The sequence below is a fragment of the Marinobacter salicampi genome, from assembly GCF_011074795.1.
In the GTDB taxonomy this organism is placed as follows: domain Bacteria; phylum Pseudomonadota; class Gammaproteobacteria; order Pseudomonadales; family Oleiphilaceae; genus Marinobacter; species Marinobacter salicampi.
This window is the reverse complement of sequence record NZ_JAAMPF010000016.1, coordinates 1-21,219: the sequence shown is the minus strand read 5'-3', so window position 1 is coordinate 21,219 and position 21,219 is coordinate 1. Positions and strand designations below refer to the sequence as shown.

24 protein-coding genes are annotated in these 21,219 nt (G+C 50.8%); 2 read left to right on the top strand and 22 right to left on the bottom strand.

Annotation, left to right across the window (positions count from 1 at the left end; all coding sequences use genetic code 11):
- Nucleotides 1-95 precede the first annotated feature (95 nt).
- Nucleotides 96-572, top strand: coding sequence for a hypothetical protein (locus G7W63_RS08125; RefSeq protein WP_166255937.1), 477 nt, complete (start codon nucleotides 96-98; stop codon nucleotides 570-572).
- A 74-nt stretch (nucleotides 573-646) separates the two neighbouring features.
- On the opposite strand, the gene G7W63_RS08120 is transcribed toward G7W63_RS08125, so the two are convergent.
- The 13 genes from G7W63_RS08120 to G7W63_RS08060 all read right to left on the bottom strand — a co-directional run bounded on the left by G7W63_RS08120 (nucleotide 647) and on the right by G7W63_RS08060 (nucleotide 13,121).
- Nucleotides 647-2,737 (bottom strand): DNA topoisomerase III, encoded by a 2,091-nt coding sequence (locus G7W63_RS08120; RefSeq protein WP_166255934.1) that lies wholly within the window; start codon nucleotides 2,735-2,737, stop codon nucleotides 647-649.
- A 12-nt stretch (nucleotides 2,738-2,749) separates the two neighbouring features.
- The gene (locus G7W63_RS08115) at nucleotides 2,750-3,250 is read right to left on the bottom strand and encodes a PilZ domain-containing protein (RefSeq protein ID WP_166255931.1); all 501 of its coding nucleotides are present in this window, start codon (nucleotides 3,248-3,250) and stop codon (nucleotides 2,750-2,752) included.
- 151 nt (nucleotides 3,251-3,401) lie between these two features.
- Nucleotides 3,402-5,162 carry a hypothetical protein gene (locus G7W63_RS08110; protein WP_166255928.1) on the bottom strand — a complete coding sequence of 587 codons (1,761 nt, stop codon included), beginning with the start codon at nucleotides 5,160-5,162 and terminating at the stop codon, nucleotides 3,402-3,404.
- A gap of 1,242 nt (nucleotides 5,163-6,404) precedes the next feature.
- Nucleotides 6,405-6,788, bottom strand: coding sequence for a hypothetical protein (locus tag G7W63_RS08105; RefSeq protein WP_166255925.1), 384 nt, complete (start codon nucleotides 6,786-6,788; stop codon nucleotides 6,405-6,407).
- A gap of 2 nt (nucleotides 6,789-6,790) precedes the next feature.
- Nucleotides 6,791-7,357, bottom strand: coding sequence for a hypothetical protein (locus G7W63_RS08100; protein WP_166255922.1), 567 nt, complete (start codon nucleotides 7,355-7,357; stop codon nucleotides 6,791-6,793).
- Nucleotides 7,358-7,359: 2 nt separating this feature from the next.
- Complete coding sequence (locus G7W63_RS08095) at nucleotides 7,360-7,785, bottom strand: hypothetical protein (protein ID WP_166255919.1); 426 nt, start codon at nucleotides 7,783-7,785, stop codon at nucleotides 7,360-7,362.
- Between the two features lie 119 nt (nucleotides 7,786-7,904).
- Nucleotides 7,905-8,252 (bottom strand): hypothetical protein, encoded by a 348-nt coding sequence (locus G7W63_RS08090; RefSeq protein WP_166255916.1) that lies wholly within the window; start codon nucleotides 8,250-8,252, stop codon nucleotides 7,905-7,907.
- 10 nt (nucleotides 8,253-8,262) lie between these two features.
- Complete coding sequence (locus G7W63_RS08085; protein ID WP_166255913.1) at nucleotides 8,263-9,468, bottom strand: hypothetical protein; 1,206 nt, start codon at nucleotides 9,466-9,468, stop codon at nucleotides 8,263-8,265.
- Between the two features lie 69 nt (nucleotides 9,469-9,537).
- On the bottom strand, nucleotides 9,538-10,449 hold the full coding sequence (locus G7W63_RS08080; protein WP_166255910.1) for a hypothetical protein: 912 nt from the start codon (nucleotides 10,447-10,449) through the stop codon (nucleotides 9,538-9,540).
- 94 nt (nucleotides 10,450-10,543) lie between these two features.
- On the bottom strand, nucleotides 10,544-11,053 hold the full coding sequence (locus G7W63_RS08075; protein ID WP_166255907.1) for a hypothetical protein: 510 nt from the start codon (nucleotides 11,051-11,053) through the stop codon (nucleotides 10,544-10,546).
- A gap of 13 nt (nucleotides 11,054-11,066) precedes the next feature.
- Nucleotides 11,067-11,456 (bottom strand): hypothetical protein, encoded by a 390-nt coding sequence (locus G7W63_RS08070; protein ID WP_166255904.1) that lies wholly within the window; start codon nucleotides 11,454-11,456, stop codon nucleotides 11,067-11,069.
- A 125-nt stretch (nucleotides 11,457-11,581) separates the two neighbouring features.
- The gene (locus G7W63_RS08065) at nucleotides 11,582-12,217 is read right to left on the bottom strand and encodes a uracil-DNA glycosylase (RefSeq protein ID WP_166255901.1); all 636 of its coding nucleotides are present in this window, start codon (nucleotides 12,215-12,217) and stop codon (nucleotides 11,582-11,584) included.
- 97 nt (nucleotides 12,218-12,314) lie between these two features.
- Nucleotides 12,315-13,121, bottom strand: coding sequence for a hypothetical protein (locus G7W63_RS08060; RefSeq protein ID WP_166255898.1), 807 nt, complete (start codon nucleotides 13,119-13,121; stop codon nucleotides 12,315-12,317).
- A 166-nt stretch (nucleotides 13,122-13,287) separates the two neighbouring features.
- Here G7W63_RS08060 and G7W63_RS08055 point away from each other — a divergent pair, with 166 nt between their 5' ends.
- Nucleotides 13,288-13,821: a hypothetical protein gene (locus G7W63_RS08055; protein ID WP_166255895.1), complete on the top strand. Its 534-nt coding sequence runs from the start codon at nucleotides 13,288-13,290 to the stop codon at nucleotides 13,819-13,821.
- Between the two features lie 125 nt (nucleotides 13,822-13,946).
- Here the strand turns inward: G7W63_RS08055 and G7W63_RS08050 are convergent, their stop codons facing one another.
- The 9 genes from G7W63_RS08050 to G7W63_RS08010 all read right to left on the bottom strand — a co-directional run bounded on the left by G7W63_RS08050 (nucleotide 13,947) and on the right by G7W63_RS08010 (nucleotide 19,951).
- Entirely contained in the window at nucleotides 13,947-14,384 is a 438-nt protein-coding gene (locus G7W63_RS08050) for a hypothetical protein (RefSeq protein ID WP_166255892.1), read from the bottom strand.
- A 123-nt stretch (nucleotides 14,385-14,507) separates the two neighbouring features.
- Nucleotides 14,508-14,981, bottom strand: a complete 474-nt coding sequence (locus G7W63_RS08045; protein ID WP_166255889.1) for a hypothetical protein — start codon at nucleotides 14,979-14,981, stop codon at nucleotides 14,508-14,510.
- Nucleotides 14,982-15,092: 111 nt separating this feature from the next.
- The gene (locus G7W63_RS08040; protein ID WP_166255886.1) at nucleotides 15,093-15,563 is read right to left on the bottom strand and encodes a metal-dependent hydrolase; all 471 of its coding nucleotides are present in this window, start codon (nucleotides 15,561-15,563) and stop codon (nucleotides 15,093-15,095) included.
- 299 nt (nucleotides 15,564-15,862) lie between these two features.
- Nucleotides 15,863-16,195, bottom strand: a complete 333-nt coding sequence (locus tag G7W63_RS08035) for a DUF559 domain-containing protein (protein ID WP_166255883.1) — start codon at nucleotides 16,193-16,195, stop codon at nucleotides 15,863-15,865.
- Between the two features lie 438 nt (nucleotides 16,196-16,633).
- On the bottom strand, nucleotides 16,634-16,975 hold the full coding sequence (locus G7W63_RS08030) for a DUF805 domain-containing protein (protein ID WP_166255880.1): 342 nt from the start codon (nucleotides 16,973-16,975) through the stop codon (nucleotides 16,634-16,636).
- Nucleotides 16,976-16,988: 13 nt separating this feature from the next.
- A complete protein-coding gene (locus G7W63_RS08025) occupies nucleotides 16,989-17,450 on the bottom strand; it encodes a hypothetical protein (RefSeq protein WP_166255877.1) in 462 nt (153 codons plus the stop codon).
- A 233-nt stretch (nucleotides 17,451-17,683) separates the two neighbouring features.
- Complete coding sequence (locus G7W63_RS08020) at nucleotides 17,684-17,842, bottom strand: hypothetical protein (RefSeq protein ID WP_166255875.1); 159 nt, start codon at nucleotides 17,840-17,842, stop codon at nucleotides 17,684-17,686.
- A gap of 104 nt (nucleotides 17,843-17,946) precedes the next feature.
- The gene (locus tag G7W63_RS08015) at nucleotides 17,947-18,378 is read right to left on the bottom strand and encodes a hypothetical protein (protein ID WP_166255872.1); all 432 of its coding nucleotides are present in this window, start codon (nucleotides 18,376-18,378) and stop codon (nucleotides 17,947-17,949) included.
- Between the two features lie 97 nt (nucleotides 18,379-18,475).
- Nucleotides 18,476-19,951: a PH domain-containing protein gene (locus tag G7W63_RS08010; RefSeq protein ID WP_166255869.1), complete on the bottom strand. Its 1,476-nt coding sequence runs from the start codon at nucleotides 19,949-19,951 to the stop codon at nucleotides 18,476-18,478.
- Nucleotides 19,952-21,219: the final 1,268 nt, after the last annotated feature.

Below are 21,219 nucleotides of genomic sequence, written 5' to 3'. Positions count from 1 at the left end.
ACCAAACTCGGAAACACTTAAAAAGCACTCACCTGCCCTGCCCTGCTCTCATTTTTGCTGGATACTTTTGTTTCATCCCAGGAAATGAGGTTTCCATGATTCGCCTGCTCATCGTTTTTGTTGCGATCTCAATCTTTACCCCTATTGCTCTCAATACAATATTGCCGGACTCCCAGAAGCTTGCTTTGAAGCATTGGCTGATGGCGAATGATATGGCCTTTATTGCCGGCGTCTTACTGGGCGAAAAAGAGGTTCCGACTGCAGAATCTCCTGGTGATGCCATCGATGCTTTCACTGGTCTCGACTATTCGGAAAACTGGGATCAATTAGCAAACTCAGCAAGAAAGGCTAGTGAGAGTCTCCTCGGCCAGGCCGCAACGCAAACACAAGACGGCTTTTCAGAAACTTGGACAAAGCAAGAGGCGAATCCGCAACAACCATCCCAGGACTATTACCCTGCGAATGACTGGTTCACTGACTACGAGTTTACAGACGGGCCTAAGGTGAACAGTGTTCAAAGCGGAGGATGTGTGTCTGGGAAGTCGATTGGACTCAACAGCACGGGCTGCTGATCATCAACATAAATAGGAAAGCTCCCGGCCCACAAGCCGGGATATAAAACGGCAGTAATTGCGCATGCGCAACTTTAAGCTGCAGTGGTTTTTGCCCGGCTTCCCTTTGGTTTCACCTTGGCTCGCTTCTTCTTTCCATCAAAATCCGGTTTCCCACGGTAGTCGTCGAACGTTTTATTGCAGCTGCGGGACACGCAGCCCCAAAACTTCCCGTACTGTCCTTTTCGCTGACGCATTTCAGATCCGCAGGTGGGACAATCATGGGTTGGACCTTTATCTGCGGCAAGTGCTGACTTTATTGCCGCTGAATCAGCAATACCGCTCGCTTTAACCTTCACTATCATCTTCGTCAGCCACCGCTCCAGCTCTGCAAGAAACGCTGACATGGTTTGTTCACCGAGTTCTATGCGCTCCAGCTCCTGTTCCCAGGCAGCTGTCATCCCAGGACTAGCCACGACCTTTGGTACGAACATCATCAATGCTGCCGCCTTCGTAGTAGATCTAAGGGTGCGTTTCTGGCGGATTAGATATCCTCTCTGGATAGCACCCTCAATAATGCCAGCTCGGGTTGCCGACGTGCCGATACCCGATGTCTCTTTCAGAATCTTTTTGAACTGTGGCTCCGTTACGAACCGGGCGATGTTTTTCATCGCGGCCAAAAGGGTGGCTTCTGTGAAGTGTGGCGCTGGGCGAGTCATTTTCTCCATGAACTGCGCTGAACTTGCTTGAGCGCCCTCCCCTTCGGACATTGCTGGGAGAGTGGCGTTCTCTTCTTTTTCGTCACCCTCATCCTGAGGATCGTGCTCATCTTGTTGCTGAAACAGCACCCGCCATCCCATAGCTTGTGGCACCTTTCCCTTGGCCACAAACTGGAGTGGCTGCTGCTGATTACCTCCACCGATCTCAGCAATGACGTCTGTTGATTCAAACTGATACGGCTCGTAGAACTGTGCGACATAGAAGCGCCGAATCGCATCATAAATTTGCTTCTCCCGCTCCGACAAATCGCCCAGGTTTACTACCGCATTAGTAGGAACAATGGCATGGTGAGCTGTCACTTTCGCATCATCAAACGCTCTGCCTTTACGGGAAACATCAGCGCCAGCACAAACTCCGGCAAACTCCGGATCTGTTCTGCTTAGGCTCTGCAGAATGCCAGGTACATCAGGATGCTGAGAATCGGGCAAGTATCTGGATTCAGTTCGAGGGTATGAGACGATTTTGTATGTTTCGTACAGTGACTGGGTGGTATCCAGAACATGTTGAGCGGTCATGCCCCATCGCTTGGCCGCATACTGCTGCAGACTGGTCAGATCAAATGGTAGGGGCGCACTTTCTTTGCACTTCTTCTGAGTCACTTTTGCGATACGACCCCGAGCATTCCCAGATGCTTGAGCGACTTGTTGAGCATAGCCTTTATTAATACAGCGCCCTTCACTATCAGCCATGTCTTCGGGGCAGATCCACTTGGCCTGAAAGTGGCCACGCTGGACCAGGATGTTTGCTGTTACTTCGTAAAACGGCGATGGAACAAAATTATCGATAGCTTTGTCTCGTTCGTACACGAGAGCCACGGTTGGAGTTACTACGCGTCCCACATGAAGTGTCAACTCTCCGCCAGCTGACCTCCCCAGTAGAGTGTAAAGCCGGGACAGGTTCATTCCCACCAACCAGTCGGCCCGTGCCCGAGACAAACCAGCATAATACAGTGACTCTGTCTGGTCGCCCCTCATGGGGTTCGCCAAAGCTTTTCGAATGGACGTGTCGTCCAGTGCTTGCAGCTTTAACCTGGTCACGGGTCCGGTATATCGACACAACGCCATCAGCTCACGAGCTATTGATTCCCCTTCACGATCATAGTCGGTGGAGATACATACGGTGTCTGCTTTGCTCAGCAGGCCCTTGATCACTTTGAACTGTTTTGCACCCGATTTCTTAACCTTCATTTTCCATGGTTTAGGCACAATCGGTAGTGGCTCTATTTCCCAGCGCTTCCAGGCGTCGTCGTAATCATCAGGCATGAACTGTTCAGCAAGATGCCCAAATGCCCAGGTGACGATCTGATCGCCCTGGCATTGGATAAAACCATCACCTCTTTTCTGAGCCCCGAGCACTGCGGCAAGATCTTTCGCCTGACTGGGTTTTTCACACAAGTAAAGTTTCATCGATGACGCCCCCTACAGGCCACTATCCGAATCTTGGTTGATCTCCAAGGCATGCTGAAAATCTTCAAGACGAATCAGCGCATGCTCTGCATGAACCCGGCGCATGTCCTGAATCAAATCGACGCGAAATTCGATGCCTACACGATGCTCTTCGCCGACCTGAGTCGAGTGACGAACCTCACCACCTATCAGGAAAGCGTCCAGGTTCGTAGAACTCCGGTCAGGAGCGATCTTGAGCCAAACAAGCTTCCCTTTCTGGAACCGATGTCTTGATGAGATAAGAGTGCCGCCCCGAGAAAAGTCCTCAACGGTTACAAGGTTCCAGAACGCTTCGGCACCATCGTAGTGGCGAATTTTAACTTCGCAGCCCTGTAGGACTCGGCGCTTATGAAAGCGGCGATCGCCACCGTAAAGCTGTCTGGTAGCTTGCACCAATTCCCTGCTTACATCTTCGTACAGCGCGTTTGATTGCGCCGAATCAGAATATCTATAGGGCAATTGTGAGACGGACATCGTAACCTCCTGGTAGTCAATAACAGGAGGTTACTGGTTTGCGCGAGATGCGCGGAAAGGGTTAGTGCGGTTTTTTTTACGAAGTCAGTCTGAAAGTCTGGTATCTGAGCGAAGGCGACAGAAAGTTGCGCATGCGCAACTTTTGGCAGGGTCACGCAGCGTCGGTCATTTCCAGGACTCGGCGATTGATCGGGTCATTGGCATCGAGTTGAACACTGAGATAATAGACGTCAGTGGGCTTATCTTTGATCGACCTGACTTCGCGAGTCAGCGTGAAGACGTAGCCAAACATCCTGACAACGTTGAGCTTCAACGATTCATCCCATTTGCCAGGCTTTGTGTGCCGCTTCAAAAGCCGAACAAGATCTTCGCGAAACTGCCAGTCAGGTCGGTAGCCAGCCAACTGCTGATGAAGATATGAGACGGGCTGTTTGAACACGCGAGGCTTGCCATTAGGGCCCATTTTACGCCCAAGTATTCCCGTTATGTAGTTGTACAACATCTGGGCAAGACCTGATGACTCACGCATGATTTCTTCATGAGCCGTAAACGTGTAATAGCGTCGGGCATCCTCATCGAGAAGGATCTTGAAGAGATGGGGGTCAAGTGAGATCTTCCAGAACCGAACGCGTTTCATATCCTGGTCCTGGTAATGGCTGACCAAGCGTTCTGCGTCTTGTTCGCTCGCCACGTCTCCTGTGAGTGTCAGCTCTTTGTCAAAGTCATACTGTTCACCGGTAGCATCTCTATAAAATCCTGACTCGTATTGCGACTTCAGCGATGTAATGAACCTGAACTCTGATGTTGTGTCATCGAGGCCAAACAGATTCCTAAGTTGCTCTGCCTCTTCAGACTCTGGGTGCGTGATATGGATCGTGAAGTTGGTATCACTGAGCCGCCTGAGCGCCTTATTGATTGGCTCACGGACGGAACCGGCAGAGGGGGTTTTATATCCCATGAGCTTCGCCAGGGCAGTGACGTCGATGAAAAATTCGTTTGGGATCATCGAGTAGACGCGGTCGATATCGATCTTCTTATCTTTCACTTGCTCTGTGACCGAATGATTGCCTGCCGCATCTACGTCAATTAGTAAATCTTGGGTTTCATAGGTAAGAGCCAGCTGGCTACCAGCCTGGTCCTCAATCAATTTCTGGATCTGACGTTCTATCAACGCAATACACTCAGAGGTCAAAGCACGCATTACGCGTTGATCAGCAAGACACACCAGCTCAGAACCTTCTTTGGTGAGCGTCGTTGATTGCACAACCACTTTGCACTTCTTAATCGTTGTCGACGAAGTAATGCGATTGCCATTGATATGCTCGCCTTGAGAGATACGCATGCTCTTATCCAGCAAGCCACAAAACAACGTGTCTGTTCGAGCTGTGACCGGATTATCACCTTTAAGGAATAGGGGAGCGCTATTGTTGTTTGCCAGGCGCTTGAGGGCTGCTCGGAATGTTGTTCCGTTGGGTACCCGACCGCCCATTGTCTGATCCGCAGCTTCTTGGAGGGTGCTTCTAAAGTCGGCGCGATGTATGTCGCTCAGGTAGAAGAACTGAACGGGCCGACCGCCCCCTTCGTTGTAGATCGAACGTGACTTCAAAATCCCATAATCAACCAGGGTTTTTGCGCGTTCCATTATGGTCGGACGAGTAGAACCCAGCTTCGAGTCTTTGAGCTTGGACTGGAGGTCAACGTAGGTGAAAGTCACATCACTGGTTAGGTCGTCCGCCTTGTGCTTGTAGGAGGTCTCGATCAAACACCGAATGAAATTTCTATCAGCGGAAGACAGGTGAGTGTCCCGCTCAAGGTATTCAAGTACCAGCTCAACGTTATCTCGGAGCTGCTTGGGGACTACAAAGCTGCTTATTTTTTTTGTTGTTTTGCTTTGCTGGGATTTTGCTGTCATTTCCGTACACCTGTTATTGAGCACGGCGATTTTGGACACAGATTGATCGTCCGTCAAGTAGGAATTTTCCCTTCATTCGTCTGTTATAAGGCGTTTAGGCCGTCATTCGTTTGCTGTTTAGGCTCTCTACCTTCATTGCGTGTGAATTGGCTACATAAGTACAAGCCCGGCTCTGCAGTGAATGTGCGTTTTCTGTTGAAAATCAGCTCCTATCACATTTTTTTGTCATTGTGTTCAAGGTTCGTGTTTTTTTACGTCGGTTGTACCGGGAGTTTTTCCTTCATTGCTTTGTGCGTATTCGACAAAACGGATTACAGAATCTGGTGTATGGGCCTGATATTAAGAGATTGCTCAACCAGCCATTCTTTTATCTCTTAACTTTACTATTACTATTACAGCGTCGTAGCTTATTAATATCTAAGGTGTTTTTTGATGTTTTTTCAATGTCGGGACGGCTTTTTGCAGTGTCGGGACGACTTTGTTCGATGTCGGGACGCGAATTACCAATGTCGGGACGTGTGCATAACTTGGTTATCCACAGGACGAGCAATGTCGGGACGTTTTTTTGTTATGCAATCTATCCCCGCTCATGTCTCTGTTTTCCTTGAACTTTTATACCTGTAGTTATGACGTTCCAATGTCGGGACGTATTCGGGCAATGTCGGGACGCTTTGGTTCGGTAGGTAGGGGCTTGGCTGATAATAAAAACTAGAACCCTACACCTGCACCGCCCCTAACTGGTTGGAATGCTTATATTTATTGTGCTTAAGGCTGGTTTGCCAGCTGTTTATTTAGCTAATTTTTGATGCCATTTAAGCCCGGTTATAGGGGCCAAGGCTTGGATTCATACAAAAGCAATGTCGGGACGCTTTTCTACTCCAGGTGGGCCACCCCTAAGCTCATGGTTTATCACGCATTAATTTCATTAGGAGACAGGCTTTGATCATACTGGGCTTGTGGTAGGGAGCTCTGCTGAAGGCCGGATCAATCTTGTGCCAGAGCAATGTCGGGACGTGTTTCGCTATGAGTAAGCAATGTCGGGACGCTTTTCATTGCGTTGGTTATACAGGCCCTGGCGCAAAGCAATGTCGGGACGCATCTGAGCAATCACTATGATTAAAGGGATAGGGCGGTCGAAAGCAATGTCGGGACGTCGAAAGTTGCGCATGCGCAACTTTTTCAAGGAGGTGAGGGGGGCGGAATTGTCCTGCTAAGTTGCGCATGCGCAACTTTTAGTCTGGATCAGCCAATCATTGATATTAAAAGCGATTCATCGAGGCGTTCTTCAGGGTTGGCATGGCCTGTATAAATATAGTGGGTGACGGTTGGCTTGAAGCGCCCGTGCGGTACATCTTCACAGTAGGGGAAGTACATCCTCAGCCGGACATCCAGGATCTGCCCATCTGCAAGCTGAATCCAACAATGTGGAAACACGGTATCGCCCGAGTAAATCTGCCTGGCAGACCCACACATTCGTTGGTGTGGAATACACTCGCGCTCAAGTTCATGGGAGATTAGATCTGTGATGGCGTTGCATTCCAAAGCAGAGAGCTCGTCGACGCGATCCAGGAACAGATCGATGTCATCAAGAGCGTCTTCACTAAGTGTCAGTCCCGTATTGCCCATAGTCATTCCCAGAAACCGGAAGGAAGATCTGGGCTTCCTGGCTCGTACAGTCGTTTTTGCTTCCAGGGCTTGAACCGGGCCGGATCAAACGTGTCCCCGTGTTCCTCCCAGTCATGCCGGAAGGCCATCGCCGAGCGGAATGCGTGAAGATGTTGGCCTGGAGTGGCTTCAGCCGCTAAGTGAAAGCCCTTGGAGCGGTTCTCGCTATTCTTGCGCCAGGACGCCATGTAGCGGGCGTAATAGCGATTTCGACGCTTATCAAAATAGGTGTTTTTCGACACGCCAAGCACACCGGTATTGCTTCGGCTTGGCGAACGTTCACGAGACCGTGGCCGCCCGGATTTGTTGCGCTTATACAGCGCCCGCAACTGTTGGTTTCTGGAAATGGCTGCTTCGACAGCCCCCCGCATTCCTCCCCAGTGGCTATAGGCATAAAACTGTCCCAGATCTTTTCCTTCCTGTATGAAACGCATCTGGCACCCGGTCGGGCAGGGGAAAGTGATGCCAAACCGCGATTCAGCTAACAGGTCTCTAACTTCAGCAGGGATATGTTCAGCACTTTTGGCCACGGTTAACCTTCCTCACACAGCTTGGTCGAGTCGGCGAGTGGGATCTCAAGTTCCTGAAGGACGCCTATCAAGTGATTCGGGTAGCACCCCATATCGGTAGCGATCATGTTAGGTATCAGGGTCGGGCGGGACACAAGAGCCATCTCAAGCGAAATCCCGTAACTGAAGTAGAGCAGGGCGGCTCCGAGAATTAAGAAGACCACTCCTTTTATCCAACGGTGCGATAGGGCAAACAACACAGCTATGCCCATAAGCATAAACCCATTTGCTCCAGCCCCTTTGGAAAATGGGCCGTAGATCAACGCGGACAGAGCCATTGTTTCGGGGCCGTACTGGATAACCAAAAAATTCAGACACATCCCTAGAAGCGCCATCCCCAGTGTGGCTGGGACAACGAATCCAACGGATGTCAGGTTGGGCTTTAGCATGGCTTACACCAGGCCTCGAAGCATGACGAAGATATCGAGCACTAACGGCGTCATTTCAGGGTTCTGGCGTAGAACAGCGACCCCTAGAACTGCACCAATAACAAGTGTAGTCAGAGCCCTCATTGGTTTTCTCCTATTTCAGGTTGAGAAAAGTCCTGTGCGGAAGACAAGCAGACCCGCACAGAGGTATCTGATCGATGAATTTCAATCTCGTTGGCGCTGGTGTACCCGTATGCTCTGCGTCGAATTTCCTCATCGAGCTGTGAGTCCTTCAGCTTGGAGCGACCATCGATCTCAACCCTGTCTTGAGTGTGCTCCGCCAGCAACTTGATCTTTTCGATCTTGATCCTTTGGGCTGAAGCGTTTGCCGGCAGTACCGTGCAATCCGGTTTTGCACTGGACAGACCGATCATGGCTGCGGTTACTGCTGTAATGACAATGAGGGGCAATGCGTGCCTATGATTCATCTTCCTGTCCTCACTGACCGACCCCTAAAGCTCTGGGAGTCGGTTCCCGCATGATGATGTCCAGATCAACCCCAGTGGCTGAGGCTGCCTGTTGTTGGGTCATGGGAAGCCGCAAGGGCATTGGGTCTCTACCATTGCCATACACCATCGAGCCAGGCTTAAGGGGAATACAAATCTCGAAGTGTGGAGTATTCACATTCGATCCTGCTTGACTGGCGGAGTCTGTGCATCTGTTAAAAAAAGAGCGCTGAACATATAGAATCGGTATTGCGACGGTTACTCCTGCGACACTTACTTGCGCGACAATTTCATGGTTTCTGAGCCAACCTATAAGGGCTTCCGAGTGCTTGCCTGGGCCTCGATTATCAGTATTTTCGTTGCTTCCAATTTCGAGATAGTTGTAGCTTTTCGTCGTTTTTAAATATTTACCTAGAGCTGTGGAAAGCGCCGTCTCCGGAAGATTCCATCGAAGGTCGACGAGCACGGTATAAGCGTCCCCAGTCTGTCTCACATCTTCAATGGACACCTGATAATCCGCGTTCTGGATTACACTTAGCACGCTGTCGGTCAATTCATCTTTTATAGATTGCAGTTCACTTTCACTACTGGACGCCATCTCCAGAAGAGTCCCTTTTTCAAATACGCTGTTTATCTTCCGGGTGACTACCTCCAACTCTTCGCGAGCTTTGTTTTGTTGCTCCAGAACACTTGGGATCTGTTGGGCTGAGATCCGCTTGCTTTGCAGATCCAGGCGCAGATCTTCTAGCCGCTGGCGCAACCGCTTGTTCTCAGCTGTGAGTGCCTTCATAGACCCGGCTTTCTCGCTGCTCCCTTGCAACTGCGCCACACGGGCCTTGAGCTCGCCCTCATCGATCACAGCTGTTCCGGCAACCGTTAGTATGCCGTTCCGGGATTTTGCCCCATCAAACGCTTCCTGGACCCCTTGAAGCTTGATCATTGACGCCCCAAGCACTTCTATAGATTCTGAAAGCTCATCGTTCTTGAGGGTCTGGGTTGTCTGCACATAAGTTTTGGCTGATCTGGCGGCTTCTACTTTCAAAGCTTCATAGGCAGCCTCTCGTGCCGTAATACGGCTGTCAGCATCCCCAAGGGCGTAGTCGACGGTAACGTTCTTTTCCCAGCCCCAGGCTGTATTAGTCGCCAAAAAAGCGCTGGCGAGGATGGCGAATAATATATTTACGAATGCTTTGTTCATGAACTGTTTTATCCTGGAGCGCCAACTGGCCCGAGAGATTGAAAGCCTCTCGGGGAGTAGGGGAGGGGGTTACTGTTGAGCTTCTTCGGGTGTCACAAAGTGAATCTCTTCACCAGATCTCAGGAAGTATGGGTAACCCTTGGCCTTCCCCTCGGTGTTCACGACCAGATAATTCGGTGAATCGGGCATGAACATATAGGCCCATTCCGGGAGTTTTTCAGAGATCGCCTGGTGGAGTTCCATCGTCGGCAGCTGGGCTTGATCCATGATGAACCGCACGTTGTGGTATTCACCTGAATCGACCACCCATACCTCCTTACCTGCATGAGGATGTCCCATTGGAGCAATGCCCCTTTCTAAGCCCCCGGCACGGACAAGGACGGCACAGTTACTGTTTTGTCTACCAGTATCATCGGTGCGGAATGTGCAGTTGGCTTCCGGGGCATTGATCAGGTAGAGCTTGGCCTCAAAGATTTCATCAAGATCGAGATCTGGATTCCGTTTAATCGGCTCCTTCAGCGTGAAGGTTTCATACTCTAACCCCCACTGGTCCAGCGTCTCTTGTGTAGCTTGGTTATAGGAATCAAATATCTCAGAATGCAATTTATAGGGGTCTTCAGCTTCGCTCTTAGGAATTCGACCAACGATCCACGTTTTCTCGTAGGTTTTCGGGGTCACAATGTCCAAAGCTGCAGTAATCAGCGAAGCAGTCAGTGCTTCATAGCTGAGACCAGTCAGGGCAAGACCACCAGATCCGCCAGCTGTGCTGCCCGCAATCAGAATTCCGTGTTTAACAACGGGTGACCCTTTCTGGTGCTCTTCGTTGCTTGCTTCATCGTTGACGCGATGCCCGCCCAGCGTCTCATTGAGCATGTACGCCTGGGATTTGGGTTGACCGGCGCACCCTGTGAACAGGGCAGCTACCGCAATCATTAACAACGCCTGAGTTAAGCGGCGTGATGTGAAAATAATGTTTTTCATGAATGCTTCCTTCTTGGCGTTGTATCTAATTTCAGTGTCTCATGAGTTCAGAAAATGCAAGGGCCCCGTGCCTGCACGGGGCTATGCACGGTGGTCAGGATATTTTATAAATAACAGCGGAATGTTGAGCCTGGTTCGTCGCTGTCCCAAGGGCAGACTGGATGAATGTTTGAACTTTCCCCCAGCCGGGGTCACCAGGAGCTTCATAGTGATTCAGTTGGTCGTCATCGACAGAGAGGGCCTGTGCCATCTGAGCATTCAAATGATCCACGACTGCCTCAACCGTGGGCCATGATTCATCAACCCAAGAATCGTCACGGTAAAACGAACCTGCTTCTTGTGTCGATCTAGGTTCAATGCGCGAGCCAACCAACCCCATAGCGTGGGAGTACAGGCCGAAGCAGCCTTCTGCGGTCTCAAGTGCGTAATTCTGGCCCTCTTCCGCCCATCCTAGTAACTGGGCCGACTCAAAGCACTCATGGATAAGCCAAGGCGTTGCGCTTGGGCAGCCATCCTGCTGAAGTGAAATGACAAGGTCTGAGGCGAATAAGTTGAGATCGAAGTAACCTTTCCGGATGTATTTCCTGAACCTGATTCCTTGCATGAAATCCTCGTTTTTAAGCGCACTTGCCCATGCGGTCAGATGTGACGATTAATCTGGGACGAAAGGACTCCAGCAGCTCAACTATTTCGGAGCCAAAAATGTCTGAAGCCTCGGTTATGATCAAGTAGTCCTTGTTGTCCTGAATGGAGTAAAGGAATGCTTTAAGAGCTGCAATAGCACGGCTATCCGTGGTGAAAAAGTCGATGATCACGCAGTCTGCGTCTACCAGGTCAGTGAGATCGTGATCTTTCCCTGTACCGACTCTTGCGTATCTCAGCTTTGAGGACGCGACATCATCTGGAATAGCGTTTATGCCGTCCCCGAGCATCAGAGCCACAACTTTCTGCTGCGAATTTCCAACATACTGGCTCAAAAGACGTGAAACAGTGGTGTTCTTTTTCATGGGTACCTCTATCAAACTTGGAGTTGCCGACTTCATGTGCCGGTCATTCGCCTCAAAGAAGCTTTCTCGAAGTGGCCATCCTCTTAAAGCACGGTGATCATGCCACGTATACTGGGAATGCAATGCTACAGAAACAGCTTTTCGATCGATTCGATGAAAGCCTGGTATCCGAATACACTCGGATCATCCAGGGAGTTGAAATGGGCACCGAGATCGGCAAGAGATGCTTGGGCTACAGCTCCAACCGCTGCTATGGGGACGTTGGGGTACATATCGAGCAGAGATTGAAGGTAAATTCGGCCCAGCTGGATCTCTCTGGCAGAGGGGTTTCGGTTCGACTTACTACCTCTCTCTCCCTCAGGGTGCCAGGGTACTGCGTTACATAGGACGGTTTTATGAGCGATTCCATGCTCATGAAGCGCCTTCCACACAATGTCCGCCATTCGCTCGTGCAAGGGCTCATGGAGCTTCGACAGGCGGGTAGTGCCGATCGGAAGCGATACGCGGGGCACAAGACCGTCGAGGATCACTTTCTCGCTTGTGAATGGAATGCCAGTGAATCGTGTTTCCTCATAGCCTGCGGCATTACCGACAAGAATCAGCACCGGTGCTGGACAATCAAGATGCGCCTCAAGTCTTTTCTGGCGGTCCTCAGCACCTGTATAGCTAACCTCCATCGGGCACGTTTGCGACCAGGGATTATGCACCCGTGGAAGCATGGGGACCGCAAGCGCCTCAACGTATATTTTTGGGTTCATCATTTTCTGGCTCTCCTATCTCGGAATAATTCGCAGGGCGCTAATTGCCAGGAGTATGTCAGTTTCATTTGAGTGTTGCGGTCGAGAGGGTGCGGTTTAATTAACCAGACGGCGCTTCCTCGCTGACGAAGGGTTTTCGTTTGAGGCCAATTGCAAATGACAGCGTAGCTAATACTAGTGATGCGATGGCCCCTACAGCAGCCATCTGAGCAATCAAGGCGGCTAGATCCATAGCGCTTGCGTGTAGATCGAAATAAGGGTCGATATACCGATCAAAGACTACTGGCAACGCCAGCGTTGCCAGCCGATAGACCACATACAGAACCAAAACGCTTACCAGGCCAGCTGCCGCGCCTTTCATGTCTGATCGGCTGGGACTGGCGTGCGTTCCGATCATGATGCTCAACACAATCGCTCCGATTTGTTCCGGGGAGTCTATGGCGGTCGCAAGATCTCTTAGCCATCCAGCGAATCCGACAAAAACCCCAAAATCCGGACGAGAGACGTACTGGGTTAGTTTCGGTAGGCCGGTCAGATGAAACAGGGTCAACACAGCCAGGCTTCCTCCGATGAGTGGCGCGATACCCACAAAAAAACGACCGATCGAATGCCAGGCGTGTCCTTGCTGGTAGCTGTAGTTAACATACCCGAGCGTTCTGGATTGCGGGTCTGGCCGGTAAAGAGCTAGCTCAATGACCTTCATGCCAAACAGTCTCGCGACAATAGCATGCGACAGTTCGTGAATAGGTACACCGACAAGACCAGTAGACAGTTCAATGCGGCGGGTGTGCCGGCGAAACCCCCGGTACCAAGCTTCGTTCGCTACGTATAGGAAAATTCCTGGGGCGACGATATACATGCCAAGCCAGAGAAACTCCAAAATGAGCTGGATCGATAATTCAACCATCTGGATCTCATTGCGTTTTGTGATTTCATGTCATTGTGACTAAGTGGGAGCAGGTCTGTTGGTAAGAGGACGCTGTTTTCGTCCCAGCACATTTTCCCGGCGGTGACGCTTTTTGGCGTTGCTTACCAGGTACCAATTTTATTACAACTCCGTATGGCGTCATTTTATGCAAAGACAACCAGCAAGCTCCGATGGCCAGTTTGGAGAGGCCCTAAAGTTTTTCCGGCCCCAGGTAGCCTGTTCTGTCCAGAAAGTATCGACGCGTGGGGGCAATCGAACGCTAAACCTGGAGCTGGCTCCTGTATCTAACCGGGAGGCTAATTGGGACGAAAAAACCACGGTGCAGGTCAGCTCTGTTGAGTTACCACGCTTTTGCGCATGCCTGCTGAGGATTTTGACCCAAGTTGAGTTCAAGTATCACGGTGAACACAAGAACAAGAGCTACCAGCTGCAGTGGCAGAGTGGGGGAGGGTTGCGCCTGGATCTCTCGAAACCTGGTAAAAAGCATTTCATCGCCTTAACTGGAGACGAGGTTTTCTGGGTAGCGGACATGGCAATAGACCAGCTACATCAAAACGTCCAGACCATGTCTAAAACTGATCTTATGAACTTGCTAACCAGAAGCTTCAAGGGGGTAGCAGAACCTAAACCATCTGTGCGACCTTCATCGCAATTCGCTGAACGTACTGAAGTGTCCTGAGCTCATTTTTTTCCGCCAGCTCAGTTTTGCCTTCGGGAGCGAAGCACTCAGAGAGGCCTTCGGCCCACGGCTGACGAAAATAGAAGCGGGATTTATTTCAGTAGTACCGGGCGGCAGGCTTTGGGTTACGAGGCCTTCCGGGCATATTCCCGCATTTCCGGGACTCGGCCAGTTAGTGCCATACACGCATCAGCTACGCCATCCTTTCCGCCATGCATCATGAGATGAATTGGTGACTTGCCGAAGAAGGGGTGGCCAGTACGTGCCAGCCGGAGTTCACGCTGTGCTTTGTCGACAGTGCCAGCACGTCTAGCCGTTTTCTTATAGATCAGCACGTAACAGCGAATTCGAATCAACGTCTCGCGTTCCAGTGGCCTTGCAGGCAACTTCCGGAGCTGTTCCAGCTCAAGCAGGCCGACTCGCATGAGTTTGCATTGCTCAGCGACAGTGGTGTTCCAGTCTTCGCAGATCTGGAAGAATGCTCGCAAAGCTACGTAGCCAAGCTGAGACTGATAATCGAGCTCTGCAATATTCGGTGGGAGACTGGCTAAACGCTTGCTCATAGGGTCGCTATACAAGGGGTTTCTGGAGCGAATTGGTATTGAAAGCATAAGTTGTCCAAGACGGACAATTTATGGTTTCAATTCAAGAATGAAATTATCCACAGATTCGGTAGCCGCACGGACTTATCCACAGTTTTCGTTGATAACTTCAGGAATTTCCTCGTTTAGTGGCTGATTTTCTTGGCCAAGCTTGCAACGGTCATTTTTTAGCCACAAAAGATGAACTGAAGGCTTCGGCACGATGTCGGCTACGACACTGAATACAGGAACAGAGCTCGCAGGTGATTTCCAAGTAGCGTTGTTGTTCATCAGCGCCACCAGGTGCTTTTCACAAGGGGTCATTTGTTCCAGCAGCATGGCACGGGCGAGATCCCAGTTTTGGTAGCAGGACTGCCAAATCTTCCTTTCTCGTTCGGGTGTTGCCGCATCCGATTCCGATCGACCTCGCAGGTTTTCAAGGGCAATGGCGGAGGCCTGGTCTATTTCGGTCTTAGCAACCAGGACGCTGTAATCGACTTTTCTCTCGCGGGTCATGCGCAGGTACAGCTCAACACCGAAGTTGCCGTACTTTGGATAGATCGACCAGTATTCTTTCATCCATTACCTCTGACGTTGGAGCCCGGTACCTGGTTAGCTTATTGCCCGGCGAAACTTAGTTGGTCAGAGATGATGTTTTTTTTCTGCAAATTCGGCGTGTTTTGGCAGCTTTCAGGTTTGAGTGATGGTTACGGAGCTGATCGCGGCTCCCCAGAGCACGACCAGGATAAGGTCGGCTCGACCGGACTTCCAAAGTCTCAACGAATGGCGCTTCCAGGGGTGTAGCCACGGTATCCCGGTAGGATTGGGCCAGTCGAACACCAAGTGGGTTAATCCGCCAATCGCAAACCCCAGAAGGGCAGGGTAGGTAAGCGCCGCGTATGGGAGCGAGCCGCTGTACGGGTCAATTAAGAGCCAGACCGCCAACGCCAACCATAACGGTACCCAATGGGTTACCGTTCGATGGGTTATCCAGTAGCGTCCCTTGATGTGCTCTACAGCATCTGGGAAGACGCCCCCATGCCAGCCCGCCAGAATGCAGATCACGCCAGCCAAAACGCTTTCTGGCTGCAGCAGGCCCAAGTAAGTCGCTGCGCCCACCCCTGATATCGCCCCGGTTGCATGGTGCCCTATACGATTCATAAAAGTGTCGCTCTTTGGCTGTATCTTTAAGTGATCGTATCGCGAGCCCCGAAAATGCAACTCTCCGCTCAATAGGGGGGACTTTCACAATGAATCTATCCGGGCAGGATCTGAGTTCCATCTGGTACCAGCACGATTCCGACGGGACTATCAGTTACACAGACATTGGCCGAACAACGTATGCAGAAATATTCAGGCAGGTGGGTGTAGACATTGATGATGTCTCAACGATAGAACAGCATCGGGAGACCGTCTTGCTGGCTGTCGGGAAGAGAGTAGATTTAAAAGAGCCGGGCCGGTTACTGTCCTGGCGTAGGCTCCTTGTTCTCAACGATACGTGACCAGCCTTTAGGCAGCTGGTAAAGCTGTACTTCTCGGCGAACCTGAAACGACATCGCTTCCTCTACAGCCTCGATAACATCATCCAGACTATTGCGGACCTGATCATTGGATATCCGGAAGAGTAGCCAGCCGCGTCTGCAAAAAAGCAGCTGCTTTTTGCGGTCTTCTTTGAAGCCAGAAAGTGTCTTGCCGTGGAATTGCCAGCCATCCAACTCCAGGCCTACTCTGTAATTGACCACTGCTGCGTCCAGACGGTACCCAGAATCGCTAAACGGCTGCAATTCCCACACGACCTCACCCCCGGAGTAAAAGCGCCCCCAGCGGCTCACCAGAGCCTGGTAGAGCCGGTCAGCTGGCTGGAGTGGTGGAAGAGGACAGAATGACTGGTCTTGAAGGGCTTGTGTCTTCGCCTGTGCGGGTCGTCGTTCTAACCCTCTCCTCTTTGCGTGCTGCTTCGCAGCCTCCAGTTCCCGCTAGATGCGCGAAGCGGCACGATCACCCAGCATTTTGTTTTCGCGCATCTGGTTAAGATCATGAACTGTTTTTATTCGAAGCCCAGACATGAAGTGTTACTACCGTGCAGTAAGGGGATGGTTCGTGAATTTCTACCAGCTCGATAGCGAAGGTGGGGCTCTGCACGCGGAGGCAAAGTGAGCCCGTTGTTCCAGGACTGGCAAACTGAATATTTCTGCTAGTACCAAGTTAAATCGGATGCCCAAACTCCAGCATCAGGGAGTTTGAGGGGAAAACTTGGCAGCAGCGGTTTCTTTGGAGGGCAGAGCTAGCATTACCAACAGGATGATAGGCCCCAAGATTGGAATGATTAACAGTAATTGCCACCAGCCACTTCGGCCGGTGTCATGGAGACGTCGGGCCCCGTAAGAAAAAGTGGGGATAAGGAGAGCCAAACTGAAGATATCAATTAAAAAATATAATCTGATAAGACCCTCAAGAAAATACAGAGCTATCATGATCCCCAAGTAGATGAGAAAAAACATCCAGAATTGAGTTCGGGTGGCCCGACCCGAGAAGTTGGCGTAATTGCGAAATGCAGCGGTAAAGTTTTCCATGCACGACTCCTTACTACTGTGCTGTTTGAAGTGCGCTAATGCGCTGTTTACGGCCTACGTCGTACAGGCCACTAATCTGATACCGGTATACGATATTGCCCTGGCAATTCAGCAAATAGAAAAGCTGAGTACGGACAACAGGATCGGCCTCGCTGGTCAACGTTAGTTTGTTCGGAAGTTTTTGAACATTTACTGCCGCTGTCGCTTTAGCAAAGTCTCTCTGATCGTTTAAGCCAGCAAGAAGATACATTGCGACGAGTGCTAACGCGACAATGCTGGCGACAATAACCATAGCCCAGTTTTCTGAAAAGGCACCTAAGGCGGCGAGACATGCAGATCCAATCAAATAGCAGATGATGTCCGAGCCCATGTGGAGTTTGTTTATGTAAAGGAAGTCCTTGCGATGCTTAGCCAGATCCTGAGGCTTGATGGCTTCAAGGACGGTTCTGGCTGATAGGAACTCATTGGCTGTCATATTGGCTCACTCAATACTGGCTGTTGCTGTTGTCCAGAAGGGCTTATAAAAACGTCTGCATTCCGTGCCGAATAGCCAGAATCTGGCCGACTGCAAAATTCTGGCGCTCGAAGTAATCGCGGATGGCCGAATAATCGGTTGACCCGCAAGGCAGCTTCATAAGCGGGCAAGGTTTTACATGAACATCATCGTCCAGCTCGATTTCGACGGCGATTAGCAGTCCGTCATGATTCTCAGGCAACCAGGTCGCTGTCGAACTGCAGTTCCCGATCGATGTGTGTCTCGATTTCTTCATTTGAAAGCTCGCTCATTGCTTCAGGTTGCGGGAGGTCCAGTGCTGCAAAGGCAACTTCATACAGAGCTCTGGTGAGATCCCGATCAAAAGATGTCATTGATGCGCCCTCGAATTGCTTTTCGGTGATGTCGAAAGCATCCCATCTATTCCGGGAACTGATTCCTGAGTAGATGCTTTTTTGTTGCACAAAGCGGTATCGGGTTAAAACGACACCTCGCCATGCAGCTTTTCGAGCTCAATTTCTTCGTCTGTAAGCCAGCGGCAAATAAGGTAGGCATGGTGTTGGGTGGGCTGTTGGGTGCCAGTGCCGTCGTCGAGAAGTTGAAAGTGGTTTGGCTTCCAATACCTCTCGAAGTCTTCAAGGACAGCTTCTCTTTGGCTTTGCATGTCGGAAAGGGAGACTTTGCGGCAATGCTTATGCTTAACAATCCGGTTAAGTCCGAATTTTGCGGCTTCTTCTGGCGTGCAGATGCGGTCTGTCTCAGTAAGTATGCGGGCCTCGCCGGTCAGTGCCCTGGTAAACCCGGAAAGGGTCATGCTGCCCTCATAAATCGGAGCAAGGGATGTGCTGTCCACCAGTCTGATTTTCATCCGGTCATTGCTGTCACGACTGATAGTGATCATTGCTTGCATGAGAAATCTCCCGTGGTTGATTACTGAAAGCGTCTCACGGGAGTTAGAAATGCAAGGGGAGGTCGGAAGAGGGAACGGATAGTACAGGCCGGGCTGGTCAGCTGGTTTTCAAAGCCGCTTGCTTTGTTATCCCGAAACAACTCTCAGCGTCCCAAGGGGAGGTCGCGGTAACCCGTTGATCGAGTCCTGGCAGTCCCGGTTTCAAGGCGATCAACGAATTTCCACACCAGGGTAGTGAGTAAGTGGTCATACCGTGAAGATCTGCAGCTCGTGCGGAGGAATGGTTGTTTGTCCAGCGGCGCTGAGCCACTTCCACGTTTCCTGCAGTCATTGCAAACCCAGAGTTCCAGTGCTTCCGCCAGCGCCAGAGCGTATAAACGAGGAAAAGCACAACCGCTTCAGCAGAGTAATACACCAGGTCGTGGCCATTCCAAAACGAGGCTGGAAGGAATAACACGACCGCCAGCACTATAGGGCTCGCCTCGATGACCACCCGGAGGCTATCCATGATGAAGTTGCGCATATTCAGCCTCCTGTCAGCCATGGTGACGGGCTGAATGCCAATGGCGCGGTAAAGCTCTTGTATCTTTGCCTCAGGCAGAAATGCGAGGTAATTCCCGTGCATGCCCGGCGTAAGATCAGCGCTTCGGGTTTGCAGTAGCGCAGCAGAGCCGCCAAGCAGACGTGTAAAAATCCCATGTCGGGTTTCGATGGACGCTATATCACTGATCCGAAGCCGCCATTGCCGGAGATTGAATATACCGGATCTCACGAACACTACGCCGTCTGTGATACGGACTTCTGTCCGTAGAAAGTAGGGTAGGGCATACAAGACGCGGGAAGCTGTAGAAAGCATGACAACCAGTGAAATAGACATAAATGTGATTGTGCTGATGACCCCAGGATGAATTTTGGTGGTCAGTAAGCTGGAGGCGTTCTCCATAGCGCCTTCTTTGAGCAGCTTCTCGTCGGGCCTTTCGGTTGAAGAGTCCAGTAAGGGCATGGCCAAGGCGAATATCACCAGCGCGGGCAGCAGTAGCTGTTTGATGGGGACGAGAATAGCTCCCTTAATGGCGTCCAGAAACGTCATCCGATAGAACAGGTCCTGGTCGTCCTTAGTTTCTTCCTCTGGCAGAAGGTCTCCAGCAAGTTTTAGGGCGATCTCACGAGTAATATATTGGGCCTTCGCAGACGGTGTATCACTGCCTTCCGTATAGATCGATATTGTTACCAGGCCCAACATTAGGCACCAGTAGTCTCGTTCCAGTTCCAGCCGGCTGATCTGTGAGGTGTGATAGTGGACCCTCAGTTTTTCCGCTAGGCCGGATTGGATATGGATGTCATCTTCGTTTCGAGAGTAGCGATAGGTACGCCAGAGAACGAAAGTGTAGGCAGCAATGCTAATACCGATAATGCTTAGTGCCAGTATCGCATTGGACTTCAGAACTGGAGCGACACCCAGAACGGCAGCGACCAGGATGATTTTGAGCCACCAGCCGTCGCGGAAGTCTTTCAGTTTTTCAATGAGGACTGGGAGGAGGCCTCTAATTGGAAGTCCGGTTTCGTACTGCATCAACGGATCTCTGAAAGTGATGGAACCTTTGGCGATATTTTAGGCTTTATCAGGGCTTTGCGCAGGCATGACTGATATTGCCATGGTATTTTAATTTGCAACGGTCGTTGTTCCAGGCGACAAAGGTTATATAAAGGGTTAAAGGCTAAGAGAAGGGTTAGTAGCCTGTTCTATTGCTCCTTTATTCCCGATAATCAAACCCTTACCTATCAATAATCCTTGCCAAAGGTTCCACACAACTACCTAGTTCGGTTCCACGAAACTACCCAGTATTTTGCTCAATCCCTGCCTAAACAACTAGTTATCCACAGGTAGAAACTCTCAGGTTCCACAAAACTACCTATGATCCGGGCTATGTGGTGGTAAACCAGACACCGAAACGCCTGTATTCATGAGCTAGAGTGGTAATCTGGAGGCGAATTACGAACGGTTCCATCAGACTACCCACTTCGGTTCCACAGAACTACCTAGCTGCAGCGTAACGGTTCCACCAGACTACCTATGAAAGGTTCCATGAAACTACCTGCCAGTCCGTGCGGTTCCACAGAACTACCTGGTCATTCTCTCGGTCCTGCATGAATACCTCCTGAAGCCCCTGTTTTCCGGCCGGGCCGGCTAAAGGTTCCATAGAACTATCTACGGTGACGCCGTCCAGGCGGGCAAACAGGGGATCTGATGAGCTAAAGTTCCATAGAACTATCCAGCTATCCGCTGAGGCTTTCCAAGCGCTGAAGGCCGGTACCACTGCCGAAAGGTTCCAAGAAACTACCTACTTCGGCCCAGAAGCGGTGCACTGGAGCGTTAAAGGTTCCATAAAACTACCCTGCCGCCCCCAAGGGTTCCATAGAACTACCTACCGATCGTCCGGTGCTGGCTAAAAGGTTCCATGGAACTACCCTCAAGGCAAAGAGTTCCACGGAACTATCCTCATGCCCTAAGGGTTCCATAGAACTACCTACCGATCGCACAGTGCCAGCTGAAAGGTTGCAGGAACCGCCCTCACGGCAAAGGGTTCCATGGAACTACTCTCACGCCCCAAGGGTTCCATAGAACTACCTACCGATCGCACAGTGCCCGCTATAAGGTTCCATGGAACTACCCACCCTCTGGCTCTGAATAAAGCGCTGATCGGTTCCATAGAACCACCCTGTAGAGGAACGGTTCCATGGAACTACCCTCTATTCGATGTGCTCAACCAGGTAAAGGGTTCCACAAAACTACCCTCAGGCGGGTAGAGGTTATGCAAAAACTATCCCCGGAGAGTCGCA